Consider the following 13,268-nt stretch of genomic DNA (forward strand, 5'->3'; position numbering starts at 1 on the left):
TAATGGGGTGAAGGACATGCGAGAAGAGTCCGGGATCTTCCCGATCTGTCCATCCTTGGGTCCGCGGCCGACGTGGCCGCGGACAAGGAGAGTTCGGTGGAGAAGCACGACGGGCGCGAGACGGCGCAGCCCCGGGCCGGTGATCGAGGTGGCATCGGTGACCCGTGGCAGGACGCGCTGGCCTCGGGATGGGGCGAGTTGGACGGTACGGGCGCCCCGGCGCCGACCGTGCCCGCCCAGCCCGTGCCAGGGAAGCGGAGCGCGGCGGGGATCTATCTGGAGGTCCAGCGCAGCGCCGCGTTCCAGGAAGTACGCGGGTGCTACCGGAGGTTCGCGTTCCCGGCGGCCGCGGTCTTCTTCGTCTGGTACCTCGCCTACGTCGTGGCCGCCACGACCGCGCACGACCTGATGGCCCAGCCGGTCGCCGGCTCGGTGAACGTGGCGATGGTGGCCGGGCTCGGCCAGTTCGCCAGCACGTTCCTGCTGACGTGGCTGTACGCCCGCCACGCCCGCCTGCGCCGCGACCGTGCGGCACTCGAACTGCGGTGGGACACACAGGAGATGACCCGGGGCATCGACACCGCCGCGCGCACGAAGGATTCCTCGCACAACCAGACGAACGGCGCGGCGCGCGTCAACGGAACGGCGCGGAGCGAAGGCGGGCAGTGGTGACCGGAACGCATCAGACCCTTGCGCTGGTTCTCTTCAGCGCATTCGTGGCGGTCACGCTCGGCATCACCACCTGGGTGAGCCGCAACCGCCACGGATCGGCAGAGGAGTTCTACGCCGGTGGACGTCTGTTCTCTCCCATGGAGAACGGGTTTGCCATCTCCGGCGACTACATGTCCGCCGCCTCCTTCCTCGGCATCTCCGGACTCATCGCCCTCTACGGGTACGACGGACTGCTCTACTCCGTGGGCTTCCTCGTCGCCTGGCTCGTGGTCCTCTTCCTGGTGGCCGAACTGGTGCGCAACTGCGGGCGGTTCACCCTCGCGGACGTCGTGGCGGCCAGGATGCGCGAGCGTCCCGTACGGATCGCTGCGGGAACGTCCTCCGTGGTCGTGTCCGTGCTCTACCTGGTGGCGCAGATGGTGGGCGCGGGCAGCCTGATGGCGCTCCTGCTGGGTGGCACGAGCGGAGCCGCCCAGTCCTGGACCGTCGTCGGCGTGGGCGCGCTCATGGTGATCTATGTGTCCCTGGGCGGGATGCGGGCCACGACCTGGATCCAGATCGTCAAGGCCGTGCTCCTCATGGCCGGCGCGATCGCCCTGACCGTCCTGGTCCTCGCCCGCTTCCACGGCGACTTCAACGCTCTGCTGCGCGCCGCCGCCGACCGCAGCGGTCAGGGCCGGGACTTCCTGGCGCCCGGACTGCGCTACGGAGGGAGCTGGACCTCCCGCTTCGACTTCATCAGCCTGGGTCTCGCCCTCGTGCTCGGCACGGCCGGGCTCCCGCACATCCTGTCGCGCTTCTACACCGTGCCGACCGCGCGTGCGGCACGCCGATCCGTCGTCTGGTCGATCGGACTCATCGGCAGCTTCTACCTGATGACGATCGTGCTCGGCTTCGGTGCCGCTGCCGTCGTCGGCTCCGACGCCGTGCGCGCCTCGAACGCCGCGGGGAACACGGCGGTTCCGCTGCTCGCCCTCGACCTGGGCGGCGGCGAGGCGTCCACGGGCGGCACCGTCCTGTTCGCGATCGTCGCGGCGGTCGCCTTCGCGACCATCCTCGCCGTCGTCGCCGGGATCACCCTCGCCTCGTCCGCGTCCGTCGCGCACGACCTGTACGCCTCACTGAGACGCCGCAACCGTCCGGGAAAGCACTCCGGCAAGCAGTACAGCGAGGTCGCCGTGGCGCGCGTCGCGGCGGCCGGGATCGGCGTGCTCGCCATCGCACTGGGGCTGCTCGCGCGGGATCTGAACGTGGCGTTCCTGGTGGGCCTGGCCTTCGCGGTCGCCGCGTCCGCCAACCTGCCGGTGCTGCTCTACTCGCTGTTCTGGCGGAACTTCACCACGCGCGGCGCCGTGTGGTCCGTGTACGGCGGTCTGATCCCGGCGCTCGTCCTCGTCGTCCTCTCCCCGGTCGTCTCCGGAGGACCGACCTCCCTCATCCCCGGCGTCGACTTCCACCTCTTCCCGCTGGAGAACCCGGGGCTCGTCTCCATCCCCCTGGGCTTCCTCGCGGGATGGGCGGGCACCGTGACGTCGACCGAGCCGCCGGACGAGGCCAAGCACGCCGAGACCGAGGTGCGCGCGCTCACCGGCGCCGGCGCCGTCTGACCGCGACACCCGGCCCGGCAGCCGTCACGGGCCGCCCCGTCTTCGTAGGTCCGCGACGGGGCCGGCTCAGTGACTGGCCGCCCACGCGTACCGGTGCTCTGGCCGGCCCGTGTCGCCGTACCGGAGGCTCAGCCGTACCCGTCCGGTCCGCTCCAGCAGCTTCAGGTAGCGCTGGGCGGTCTGGCGGCTGATGCCCGTCCGGTCGGCCAGCTCCTGGGCCGAGAGCGGACCGTCGGCGCTCATCATGGCCTTGCGGACCAGGTCGGCGGTCGTGGGGGAGTGGCCCTTCGGCAGCTCCGGTGCGGGCGTGGCGGACAGGGCGCCGAAGATCCGGTCGACCTCCGCCTGCTCGGCCTCGCCACCACCGTCCAGGGTGCGCCGCAGCTCCGCGTACGCCTCCAGCTTGCCGCGCAGCCCGGCGAACGAGAACGGCTTCACCAGGTACTGCAGCGCGCCGTGACGCATCGCCGCCTGCACCGTCGCGACGTCGCGCGCCGCGGTCACCATGATCACGTCGATGTGGTGCCCCCGCTCACGCAGCGCGCGGGCGACCGCGAGGCCCGTGTCGTCCGGCAGGTAGTGATCGAGCAGGACGAGGTCGACGTCCAGCTCCTCGACGGCCGCGAGCGCCTCGGCGGCGCTGTACGCCTTGCCCACCACTCGGAAGCCGGGAACCTTCGCCACGTAGGCGGCGTTGACGTCCGCCACGCGCGCGTCGTCGTCCACGACCAGGACGTCGATCATCAGACCTCCTCGGTCTCGTGCGTACCGGCATCTTGTGGCTTGGTCCGCAGGGTCAGGGAATCAGTGAACGCCTCCGGCAGCACGACCACGAACTCGGCGCCTCCGGACGCCGCGTCCGTCACCGTGGCGGTGCCGCCCTGACGTTCCGCGAGCCGGCGCACCAGCGCCAGCCCGATGCCCCGCTTGCCGTGGGCGGGCGGCTCCTTGGTGGACCAGCCCTCCATGAAGACCGACTCCCTACGGTCCGCGGGGATCCCCGGGCCCGTGTCGCGCACGGTGAGGACGGCGGTGCGCCCCTCGGCCCGCAGCACGACCTCCACGCGCGCGTGGCGCGTGGAACCGGCCGTGGCGTCCAGGGCGTTGTCCACCAGGTTCCCCACGATCGTGACCAGCCCGCGCGGGTCGACGAGACGGTCGGGCAGGGCGGTGTCGGAGGAGACGCCGAGTGTGACGCCGCGCTCGGCGGCGACGGTCGCCTTGCCCACCAGGAGGGCGGCGAGCAGCGGGTCCTTGATCTTCTCGGTGATCTGTTCCGCGGTCACCCGATGAGCGCCGGCCACCTCACCGACGAACTCGGAGGCCTCCTCGTACATCTCCAGCTCCAGCAGCCCGAGCAGGGTGTGCATGTGGTTGGCGTGCTCGTGGTCCTGGGCGCGCAGCGCGTCGATCAGACCACGGGTCGAGTCGAGCTCCCGACCCAGCTGCTCCAGCTCGGTACGGTCGCGCAGGGTGGCCACGGCGCCGCCGTCGTCGGTGGGCATGCGGTTGGCGATCAGGACGCGCGGGCCGCGCACGGTGAGCAGGTCGGTGCCGGTGACGTGGCCCGCGAGCACGTCCGTCGTACGGCCGGGGCCGAGCGCCGCCTCCAGGGGCAGGCCGATCGCCGTTGCGTCGACACCGAGAAGGCGTTGCGCCTCGTCGTTCAGCAGCCGGATCCGGCCGCTCCGGTCGAGTGCGACGACGCCCTCCCGGATGCCGTGCAGCATCGCCTCGCGCTCGGCCAGCAGTGCCGCGATGTCGGAGAACGCCAGGTCGCGCGTCTGCCGCTGGACCCGGCGAGAGATCAGATACGCGGCGAGCGCGCCCACCGCGAGCGCGCCGCCCGCGTAGGCGAACAGGCCGGGGATCGCGTGGATCAGGCGGGCACGGACGCTGTCGTACTCGATGCCGACGGACACCGCGCCCACGATGGCCCCGTCAGCGTCCCTGAGGGGTACTTTCCCGCGCGCGGAGCGGCCGAGGGTACCGTCGTCGATCTCCATGACGTCCTGGCCCGCCAGAGCGTCGCTGGGGTCCGTCGAGACGACCTTCCCGATCCTGGCGCGGTCGGTGTGCGACCAGCGCACCCCGCGCATGTTCATGATCACGACGTACTCGGCGCCGCTCGCCCGCCGGATCCGTTCCGCCTCGGCCTGCACGGGACCGTCCGCGGTCGGCAGAGAGGTCCGCAGGTCCTCGGCGATCCGCGGCTGCGCGGCGGTCGTCTGCGCGATGGCGAGCGCGCGCCGCATCGCCTGGTCGTCGAGCTGATCGCTCAGCGGCGCCAGGAACAGCCCGGTGGCCAGCACCGCGACCCCGGCGGCGATCGCCACCTGCATCAGAAGCACCTGCGCGAAGACACGCCGGGGCAGTCCGAAGCGCAGACGGCGGGCGGGGGAGGTGGTGCTCATGGTTACGAACGGTACGGGCCGTTCCGCCGGAGTCCGTAGCCCTTGTGGCGCGGATCTCGTACGACAGCGCCGCTACCACTGCGGCCTGTCACGGCTTCTCTACGGAGAGGGGTGATGTCAGCCCTGAGGCGCGGGGAGTTCGCGTACGGCCGTCACGTCCATCCGGGCGGGTGAGCCGAGGGCACTCCCGCAGCTCTCCGGGCGCGGCGGCAGGGACGCGCCCTGTGCCACGGTGACGAGCCAGCGACGCCCGTCCGCATGCGCGACGGTCACCCCCCAGTGCGGCACGCCGTCCGCGCCGGGCTCCGATCCGATCACGTCGAGGACGCCCGCGCGGTGCTCCGCGATCGTGCGGCGCACCGCGAGCTCGGCCGCCTGCCCCGGACGGTCCCAGGCGGAGTTGCCACGGCAGCCTTCGACGAGGATCCGGTCCGAGCGAACGGCCTCCAGGATCTCCTTGACGCCGTCCGGTGTGGCTCGTCCGTAGGCGTAGCCGTGTGGCAGCACCAGAAGAGTGGGCGAGAAGCGGTGGCCCCCGAGGTGGGTGACCTCCCAGACGCCTTCCTCGCCGGTGGCGGCCAGTTCGGAGGCGAGCGGCCTGCCCAGAAGGGCGCAGCAGCGGTCACGCTTGCCGTTCGTGCAGACCAGGGCCAGGGGTGCGCCGAGGTGCGGTTCGCCGAAGCCGCCGTGGTCGCCTGCTCCCAGGGCGGGGAAATCGAGCGCGCACAGCTGCTCGGGGGAGTCGACCGTGGTGCCCCGCAACCAGGCGTTTCCCGGCCCCGTGTGGGCGATGTAGACCTGATGGCGGGTGGGGGCGTGACAGTCCGCGTGGCGGCCCGGGCGCCGGATCAGGGCGACGCGTACGCCGGTGCCTTCGGCCGCGGACTCCAGGGCCCGGCCCACCGCGGGGTCGAGGTGGCTGGAGGTCAGGGCCTTGGCGCCCCACGGGCCGGGCTGCTCGATCAGCAGCCAGGTCCGCGCGGTGGCCGCGGTCCCCGCGAGAGGTTCGTCAAGATCCCGCGAGGCGGTCGCGCACGTACTCACGCAGTGGAGCCTAACCTGACCTGCGGACCGGCCCTCGTCCAGAGGTCACGGCAGTGGCTGAGGCGGTCTCGCGCCTACGTAGTGGCCCGTCGGCCGCATACGGAGAGGACGCTCGCCGTACTCCTCCAGGGCGTGCGCGATCCAGCCCGCGGTGCGTGCCACGGCGAAGATCGTCTCGCCGGCCTCCGCAGGCATGCCGAACGACGTGGTGAGCACCGCGAGCGCCAGATCCACATTGGCGTGCAGGTCGGTGTGCCGGGCTGTGGTCGTCACCACCTCGCGCGCCGCCTTGAGGGCGGTTTCGGCCGCGGGCAGTCCTTCGAGGGCGGTGAACAGGGCCTGGGCCCGAGGGTCCTCGCCCTTGTAGAGGCGGTGGCCGAGGCCGGGGACACGGCGACCCGCCCGGAGTTCGTCCGCGACGACCGGTCCCGCGCTGCCGCGGTCCAGGACGTCCAGGAGGAGGCGGTGGGCCAGACCGCTCGCGGCTCCGTGCAGGGGGCCCTCCAGGACGCCCAGGCCCGCCGAGACGGCCGCGTAGGCGTGGGCGCGGGCCGAGGCGGCCACCCGCACGGCGAGGGTGGAGGCGGCCAGATCGTGGTCGACGAGCAGGCCGAGCGCCGTGTCCAGGACGCGGAGTGACGCCTCGTCGGGGAGCCGGGGGGAGAGGCGCCCCCACAGTCGCCGCGCGATGGGTTCGCCGTCGACGTACGTGGCGTTCCGGAGGGGCAACGTGGCCGCGAGCGTCGGGATGAGGGAGCGGGCGGCCCCGAGGACGGAGTCCTCGGAGAGGTCGTAGCGCAGCGGGTCGGCGGTGGCGGCCGCGACCGCAGCCACCCTCAGCCGGTCCACCGTGCTGCTGTGCTCGGGCAAGGCGCCGGCCGCTCGGCGGGCCGCCGACAGGGCCTCCTTGGGTGCGGAGAAGCGCGCGCCGGGGCGGAGTGCGCCGGTCCACAGCCACTCCGCGACCTCCTCGAAGGAGTGATGCGCGGCGAGCTCCGTCGCGTCGACCCCCCGGAAGAAGTACCGGTCCCGCTCGATGAGGGTGAGGCCGGTGCGCACGGACAGATCGGATCCGGCCGAACTCGGCGCACTTTCCCGCCTGTTGCGGTGCGCGAGCGCGTCCACCTCCGACGCGTCGAACGTGCTGCCGCGGCGCCCCTGCCCGCGGCGGCTCGTGAGCTGGCCGCGGCTCACGTAGGCGTAGACCGTCTCGGGCTTCACGCCCAGCCGTTCGGCGGTCTCGCGGGTGGTCAGTCGGCGGGCCTCCTGGGCCGCTGCCGGTTCTTGATCCCTCATGCGCGTCACCGTACCCATCGACTTGATATTGATTCAATCAATATTGACAGAGATTACGTCAAGAGTGGACAGTCGAATCAAGTTCAGGGAGGAAACATGCCGATCAACGGGACCACGTCCACCCCCGTCATCGACGTACCGCGCGGGCTCGCCGGCGTCGTCGTCAACGACACCGCGCTCGGGGACGTCAGGGGGCGTGAGGGCTTCTACCACTACCGCCAGTACTCCGCGGTCGAGCTCGCGCGGACCCGCAGCTTCGAGGACGTCTGGCACCTGATGATCCACGGCACGCTGCCGGACAAGGCGCGGTCCGAGGCGTTCGCGCGGCGGACCGCGACGATGCGCCGACTGCCCGACGAGGTGCGGGCGGCGTTGCCGGCGGTGGCCCGTGCCGGAGCGGTCTCGGGCCCGCTCGCCGGCTTGCGGACCGCGCTGTCGCTCTTCGGGGCGACGCGGGGATTCCGGCCCGTCTACGACATCGACGCCGAGCAGCGCAGGGAGGACACGCTGGCGGCCGCGGCGGTGGTGCCCACCATGCTCACGGCGCTGCACCGGCTCGGCGAGGGACTCGAACCCGTGGAGCCGCGTGAGGACCTCTCGTACGCGGCCAACTACCTCTACATGATGACGGGTTCGGAGCCGGAACCCGCACGTGCCCGGGCGGTCGAGCAATACCTGATCTCAACCATTGATCACGGATTCAATGCGTCAACCTTCACGGGGCGCGTCATCGCCTCGACCGGAGCGGATGTCGCGGCCTGCCTCGTGGGAGCCGTCGGGGCGCTGTCCGGACCGCTCCACGGCGGGGCGCCGAGCCGCGCCCTCGACACCCTGGACGCCATCGGCACCCCGGACCGCATCGACCCATGGATCCGTGAACGGGTCCTGGCGGGCGACCGGATCATGGGCTTCGGTCACCCTGTCTACCGCACGGAGGATCCGCGCTCGCGCATGCTGCGCGGCATCGCGGAGGGGTTCGGTGGACCGCTGGTGGAGTTCGCCGTCGAGGTGGAGCGGCGCGTGGAGGCGATCCTGGCCGAACTGAAGCCGGGCCGGGAACTACACACCAACGTGGAGTTCTATGCGGGCGTGGTCATGGAGCTGTGCGGCCTGCCGCGCACGATGTTCACCCCGACGTTCGCCGCGGCACGCGTCGTCGGCTGGAGTGCCAACATCCTTGAGCAGGCCCTGGATTCGAAAATCATCCGACCGGCGGCCCGGTACGTGGGTGCGGAACCGCCGGTGGTGGTGCCGACGCTCGACTGATCCGACCAGGGAGGGGCGGGCCGGGCCGGGCGCGGTCAGGCGTCGGGGATGTCCTTCTTGGCGCGCAGGATGGTTTCCCGGTTCACGATCACGATCCGCTCGTAGTCGGCGACCCCCGCGTCCGCCGGCAGCTCGCCCCTGAGGTCCTCGGTCGCCTCGGTGCCGATCACGGCGAAGTTCCCGTCGCTCAGCTCGAAGACGTCGGGGCAGGTGGCACCGGAACCGCTTCCGCGAGCGCTGGGGGGAACCCCGATGCGACGTACGATTTTCAACTGAACCGGTCTCTCTCGGGGCGTGCGGGAAGGGACGGGTTCACTACGTTGAGACAGTAGAGCTCCCTGGGGCGCGAGAATACCGACGAGCCCCACCCCAGGGCGAGTTGTACGCGTGAGACGTCATCAGTTCGGAGCAATCCGATCGGCGGGACGAACGTCGCGCCTCGCTGAGCCGACCGTTCATCAGTCGGTCGGCGGCTGCCCGACCACCCACCATTCCTCGGTGTCGGAGGCGGCGCCGATCTCCTGGAACAGAGCTTCGGCCATGAGGCCGATCTGGGCCTCGGTGGATGTCGGATCGAGGGAAGCGCGGTGTGGTCGGGTCACTTCCCAGTACTCCCGGATGTGCGGACTCTGGAAAAGTTCACGCAGGAGCCCGAAGAGTTCCCGTTGGTCGAACAGCCCGGACTCGTAGAGGTGGAAGGCGTTGACGTACCACAGGTTGGCGTACATGAACTGACGCCGCTTCTGGGGAGTGATGTCCTCGACACCGTAACTGTCGATCACCACCGCCAGCTCCGGATCGTCGATCGCCTTGCTCAGGAGCTCCCAGTGCATGCGCTGCTGATGGGCGCGGGCGAGGCGTCGGCGTTCTTCGGAGGCCGTTTTCGGGCCTGGGCCGAAGCGCTGCCACAGATGAGTCGCGGCGCACCCGGCCAGGGCGCCGACGACCGCGGCTGTCACGTTCCGGCTTGCCCAGTGACTCTTTGTGACCATGTCAACCCCCGATTCAGGCGACCGTGCGCCGGTCGTCGGTGAAGGGTCGACGGATGCGGGGACCGGCGAGCGGTGGGCGGCGCGCTTGCCGTCTCCCGGAGCGCCGAGCGGCTCTGGTCGGCTGGGAGGCGGAGAGGAGGCGCGCGGGGATGCTCAGGGAACGAAAACCGGCGCCATGTCCAACGTGTGCCCAAAGAGCGGCGTTAGCAATCGTTCACTTCGTGCGCTTTCCACGCGCTCGTATTCTGGGGCGGCCGTCATCCTTCGTACGAGAGTCGCCCCGTGAGAGAGGTCGCGTTGAGCAAGGCCAGCCCGCAGCAGATCCCCGTCGTCGTCCTCGCGGGCTTCCTCGGTTCGGGGAAGACCACGTTGCTCAACCACCTGCTGCACCACAGCGGGGGCACCCGCATCGGGGCGATCGTCAACGACTTCGGGTCGATCGAGATCGATGCCATGGCCGTCGCCGGTCAGTTGGGGGACTCCACCGTCTCGCTCGGCAACGGTTGTCTGTGCTGTGCCGTGGATGCCGGTGAACTCGACGTCTATCTCGACAAGTTGACTCGTCCCGTCAATGAACTGCATGCCATCGATGTCATCGTCATCGAGGCGAGCGGTATCGCGGAGCCGCAGGAGCTCGTCCGGATGGTCCTCGCCAGTGAGAACCCGCGAGTCGTCTACGGAGGCCTGGTGGAGGTCGTCGACGCCGCCGAGTTCGACGCGACACGGGAGAAGCACCCCGAGGTGCGGCGTCATCTGGCGCTCGCCGATCTCGTCGTCGTGAACAAGGCCGACCGCGTCGGTGACGGCGAGCGCGAGCGCGTCCTCGGCGTCGTCCGGGCCGACGCCGAGGGTGCCGCCGTCGTGGCGGCCTCCTACGCGCGGATCGACCCCGACCTGCTCTTCGACAGCCGACCGTCGACCGAGCGGATCGGGCAGCTCTCCTTCGACGACCTGCATCGCGATGACCCGCACCATGGTGACCTGCACCATGGTGACCTGCACCGTGGTGACCCGCACCGTGATGACCTTCATTCCGCGGGCAACCCGGAACATGCAGGGCATCTGCACGCCGTCTACGACAGCGTCGCCTTCACGTCCGACGTGCCCATGGATCCGCGCCGGCTGATGACCTTCCTCGACGGCCGGCCCGAAGGGCTCTATCGCATCAAGGGACATGTCGACTTCGGCACGGGAGACCCGGGCAACCGGTACGCCGTGCACGCCGTGGGGCGGTTCCTGCGGTTCTACCCGGAGCCGTGGCCCACGGGGGAGCGGCTGACGCAGCTCGTCCTCATCGGGGCCGGAATCGACGCCGAGGCACTCCACGAGGAGCTCGCCGCGTGCAGGAGCGAGCGGAGCGACGCCCCGCACCCCGCGGACGAGCGCGGCATGTGGGGCGTCCTGCGCTACGTCCAGGACAAGGGCGACCCTGCCCCGGACGCAGCGGACTACGACACCGCCGAGATCTAGACCGGGCCCGCGACGACCGAGACCGTCTTCGGGAGCGAGACCCCCGAGCCGTCACGGCGCGGGTCCATCTCCGGCAGCTCGGCGGGCATGCCGTTCTTCTGCGCCGCACGCGCGGGCACCGGGCCCGCCCACGCCAGGCTCAGACAGTCCTCGCCCTTCAGGAAGCGCTGGCAGCGCACACCACCGGTGGCGCGGCCCTTCCTCGGATACTGGTCGAACGGCGTCAGCTTGGCCGTCGTCTGGACCGAGTCGTCCAGCGTGCCGCGCGAGCCCGCCACGGTGAAGACCACCGCGTCGGCCGCCGGGTCGACCGCGGTGAACGAGATGACCTTCGCACCGGTCGCCAGCTTGATGCCCGCCATGCCGCCCGCCGGCCGACCCTGGGGCCGGACGATCGACGCCTGGAAGCGCAGCAGCTGGGCGTCGTCCGTGACGAAGACCAGATCCTCCTCGCCCGTGTGCAGCTCGACCGCGCCCACGATGCGGTCGCCGTCCTTCAGGGCGATGACTTCCAGCTCTTCCTTGTTGGACGGATAGTCCGGCACCACACGCTTCACGACACCCTGCTCCGTGCCGATCGCGAGCCCCGGGGAGGACTCGTCGAGCGTCGTGAGACACACGACCTGTTCGTCGGCCTCCAGGGAGGACAGGAACTCGGAGATCGCCGCACCCCCCGACAGATTCGGCGCGGTGGCCGTCGGCGGGAGCTGGGGCAGGTCGATCACGTTCAGTCGCAGCAGCCGTCCCGTCGACGTGACGGCGCCGATCTCGCCCCGCGCCGTCGCCGGCACCGCCGAGACGATCACATCGTGCTTGACGCGCTTGCCGTCGTCGTCCGTCGCGAAGGGCTCGTCCGACGCCGTGCGGGCCAGCAGGCCCGTCGAGGAGAGCAGCACACGGCACGGGTCGTCCGCGACCTGCAGCGGCACCGAGGCGACCGCGGTGCCCGCGGACTCCAGGAGCACCGTGCGCCGGTCGGTGCCGAACTTCTTGGCCACCGCCGCCAGTTCGGCCGAGACCATCTTGCGCAGCTCGGTGTCGGAGTCCAGGATGCCGGTCAGCTCGTCGATCTCGCCGTTGAGCTTGTCGCGCTCCGCCTCGAGCTCGATGCGGTCGAACTTGGTGAGCCGGCGCAGCGGCGTGTCGAGGATGTACTGCGTCTGGACCTCGGTCAGCGAGAAGCGCTCCATCAGGCGCTCCTTGGCCTGCGCACTGTTCTCACTGGAGCGGATCAGGCGGATGACCTCGTCGATGTCCAGAAGGGCGACGAGGAGACCCTCCACCAGGTGGAGGCGGTCCTGCTTCTTGCTGCGGCGGAACTCGCTGCGGCGGCGGACCACGTCGAAGCGGTGGTCCAGGTAGACCTCGAGCAGCTCCTTGAGGCCGAGCGTGAGCGGCTGACCGTCGACCAGCGCCACGTTGTTGATACCGAAGGACTCCTCCATCGGCGTCAGCTTGTAGAGCTGCTCCAGGACCGCCTCGGGCACGAAGCCGTTCTTGATCTCGATGACCAGGCGCAGGCCGTGCTCGCGGTCCGTGAGGTCCTTGACGTCGGCGATGCCCTGGAGCTTCTTCGAGCCGACCAGTTCCTTGATCTTCGCGATGACCTTCTCGGGGCCCACCGCGAACGGCAGCTCGGTGACGATCAGCCCCTTGCGACGCGCCGTCACCGCCTCCACCGCCACGGTCGCGCGGATCTTGAAGGTGCCCCGGCCCGACTCGTACGCGTCCCGGATGCCGGACAGACCGACGACCTTGCCGCCCGTGGGCAGGTCGGGTCCGGGGACGAACCTCATGAGCGTGTCGAGGTCGGCGCCCGGGTGCTTGATCAAGTGGCGCGCGGCGGCGATCACTTCGCCCAGGTTGTGCGGCGGCATGTTCGTCGCCATGCCGACCGCGATGCCGGACGTGCCGTTCACCAGCAGGTTCGGGTACGCCGCCGGGAGGACGACGGGCTCCTGCTCCTGGCCGTCGTAGTTCGGCGTGAAGTCGACCGTGTTCTCTTCGATCGACTCGGTCATGAGCGACGCGGCCGGGTCCATGCGGCACTCCGTGTACCGCATGGCCGCCGGGCGGTCGTCGTTGCCGAGCGAGCCGAAGTTCCCGTGGCCGTCCACCAGGGGGACCCGCATCGAGAAGGGCTGGGCCAGGCGCACCAGGGCGTCGTAGATCGACGTGTCGCCGTGGGGGTGCAACTTACCCATGACCTCGCCGACGACACGGGCGCACTTCACGTAGCCGCGCTCGGGGCGCAGGCCCATCTCGTTCATCTGGTAGACGATCCGCCGGTGGACGGGCTTCAGCCCGTCCCGCGCGTCGGGCAGGGCGCGCGAGTAGATGACCGAGTACGCGTACTCCAGGTAGGAGCCCTGCATTTCGTCGACCACGTCGATGTCGAGGATCTTCTCCTCGAAGTCGTCGGGCGGCGGGGTCTTCGTGCTGCGGCGGGCCATCGCTGCTGCGGCTCCTTCACCAACATGAACGGGTACATGAACGGGAACTGTCGC

The 13,268-nt window shown here is 70.5% G+C and carries 11 protein-coding genes; 4 read left to right on the forward strand and 7 right to left on the reverse strand.

The window, feature by feature from the left end:
- Positions 1 to 45 precede the first annotated feature (45 nt).
- Both ACZ4E1_RS07570 and ACZ4E1_RS07575 read left to right on the forward strand, forming a co-directional pair.
- The gene (locus tag ACZ4E1_RS07570; protein WP_467537584.1) at positions 46 to 672 is read left to right on the forward strand and encodes a DUF485 domain-containing protein; all 627 of its coding nucleotides are present in this window, start codon (positions 46 to 48) and stop codon (positions 670 to 672) included.
- A complete protein-coding gene (locus tag ACZ4E1_RS07575; protein ID WP_467536828.1) occupies positions 669 to 2,279 on the forward strand; it encodes a solute symporter family protein in 1,611 nt (536 codons plus the stop codon). The genes ACZ4E1_RS07570 and ACZ4E1_RS07575 overlap by 4 nt, the downstream gene beginning before the upstream one ends.
- Positions 2,280 to 2,345: 66 nt before the next feature.
- Here ACZ4E1_RS07575 and ACZ4E1_RS07580 read toward each other — a convergent pair whose 3' ends face one another.
- From ACZ4E1_RS07580 to ACZ4E1_RS07595, 4 genes are all read right to left on the reverse strand, one after another.
- Positions 2,346 to 3,023, reverse strand: coding sequence for a response regulator (locus ACZ4E1_RS07580; RefSeq protein ID WP_467536830.1), 678 nt, complete (start codon positions 3,021 to 3,023; stop codon positions 2,346 to 2,348).
- A complete protein-coding gene (locus ACZ4E1_RS07585) occupies positions 3,023 to 4,693 on the reverse strand; it encodes a sensor histidine kinase (RefSeq protein ID WP_467536832.1) in 1,671 nt (556 codons plus the stop codon). The genes ACZ4E1_RS07580 and ACZ4E1_RS07585 overlap by 1 nt, the downstream gene beginning before the upstream one ends.
- A gap of 117 nt (positions 4,694 to 4,810) precedes the next feature.
- Entirely contained in the window at positions 4,811 to 5,737 is a 927-nt protein-coding gene (locus tag ACZ4E1_RS07590) for a sucrase ferredoxin (RefSeq protein ID WP_467536834.1), read from the reverse strand.
- Positions 5,738 to 5,782: 45 nt separating this feature from the next.
- Positions 5,783 to 7,033, reverse strand: coding sequence for a citrate synthase (locus ACZ4E1_RS07595; protein WP_467536836.1), 1,251 nt, complete (start codon positions 7,031 to 7,033; stop codon positions 5,783 to 5,785).
- A gap of 96 nt (positions 7,034 to 7,129) precedes the next feature.
- On the opposite strand from ACZ4E1_RS07595, the gene ACZ4E1_RS07600 reads away from it, so the two are divergent.
- The gene (locus tag ACZ4E1_RS07600) at positions 7,130 to 8,299 is read left to right on the forward strand and encodes a citrate synthase/methylcitrate synthase (protein ID WP_467536837.1); all 1,170 of its coding nucleotides are present in this window, start codon (positions 7,130 to 7,132) and stop codon (positions 8,297 to 8,299) included.
- 35 nt (positions 8,300 to 8,334) lie between these two features.
- Here the strand turns inward: ACZ4E1_RS07600 and ACZ4E1_RS07605 are convergent, their stop codons facing one another.
- Positions 8,335 to 8,571 carry a hypothetical protein gene (locus tag ACZ4E1_RS07605; protein ID WP_467536839.1) on the reverse strand — a complete coding sequence of 79 codons (237 nt, stop codon included), beginning with the start codon at positions 8,569 to 8,571 and terminating at the stop codon, positions 8,335 to 8,337.
- 186 nt (positions 8,572 to 8,757) lie between these two features.
- Positions 8,758 to 9,291: a DUF6082 family protein gene (locus ACZ4E1_RS07610; protein WP_467536840.1), complete on the reverse strand. Its 534-nt coding sequence runs from the start codon at positions 9,289 to 9,291 to the stop codon at positions 8,758 to 8,760.
- A 282-nt stretch (positions 9,292 to 9,573) separates the two neighbouring features.
- Between ACZ4E1_RS07610 and ACZ4E1_RS07615 the strand changes: the two genes are divergently transcribed.
- On the forward strand, positions 9,574 to 10,761 hold the full coding sequence (locus tag ACZ4E1_RS07615) for a CobW family GTP-binding protein (RefSeq protein ID WP_467536842.1): 1,188 nt from the start codon (positions 9,574 to 9,576) through the stop codon (positions 10,759 to 10,761).
- Here ACZ4E1_RS07615 and ACZ4E1_RS07620 read toward each other — a convergent pair.
- Positions 10,758 to 13,214, reverse strand: a complete 2,457-nt coding sequence (locus tag ACZ4E1_RS07620) for a DNA gyrase/topoisomerase IV subunit A (RefSeq protein ID WP_467536844.1) — start codon at positions 13,212 to 13,214, stop codon at positions 10,758 to 10,760. The genes ACZ4E1_RS07615 and ACZ4E1_RS07620 overlap by 4 nt on opposite strands.
- Positions 13,215 to 13,268 lie beyond the last annotated feature (54 nt).

The organism is Streptomyces sp. NPDC025806, assembly GCF_055558275.1.

Excerpts from the sequence above, each read along its gene's own strand:
- ACZ4E1_RS07580 (WP_467536830.1), bottom strand. The coding sequence starts at position 3,023 with ATGATCGACGTCCTGGTCGTGGACGACGACGCGCGCGTGGCGGACGTC.
- ACZ4E1_RS07585 (WP_467536832.1), bottom strand. The coding sequence starts at position 4,693 with ATGAGCACCACCTCCCCCGCCCGCCGTCTGCGCTTCGGACTGCCCCGG.
- ACZ4E1_RS07595 (WP_467536836.1), bottom strand. The coding sequence starts at position 7,033 with ATGAGGGATCAAGAACCGGCAGCGGCCCAGGAGGCCCGCCGACTGACC.
- ACZ4E1_RS07600 (WP_467536837.1), top strand. The coding sequence starts at position 7,130 with ATGCCGATCAACGGGACCACGTCCACCCCCGTCATCGACGTACCGCGC.
- ACZ4E1_RS07610 (WP_467536840.1), bottom strand. The coding sequence starts at position 9,291 with ATGGTCACAAAGAGTCACTGGGCAAGCCGGAACGTGACAGCCGCGGTC.
- ACZ4E1_RS07620 (WP_467536844.1), bottom strand. The coding sequence starts at position 13,214 with ATGGCCCGCCGCAGCACGAAGACCCCGCCGCCCGACGACTTCGAGGAG.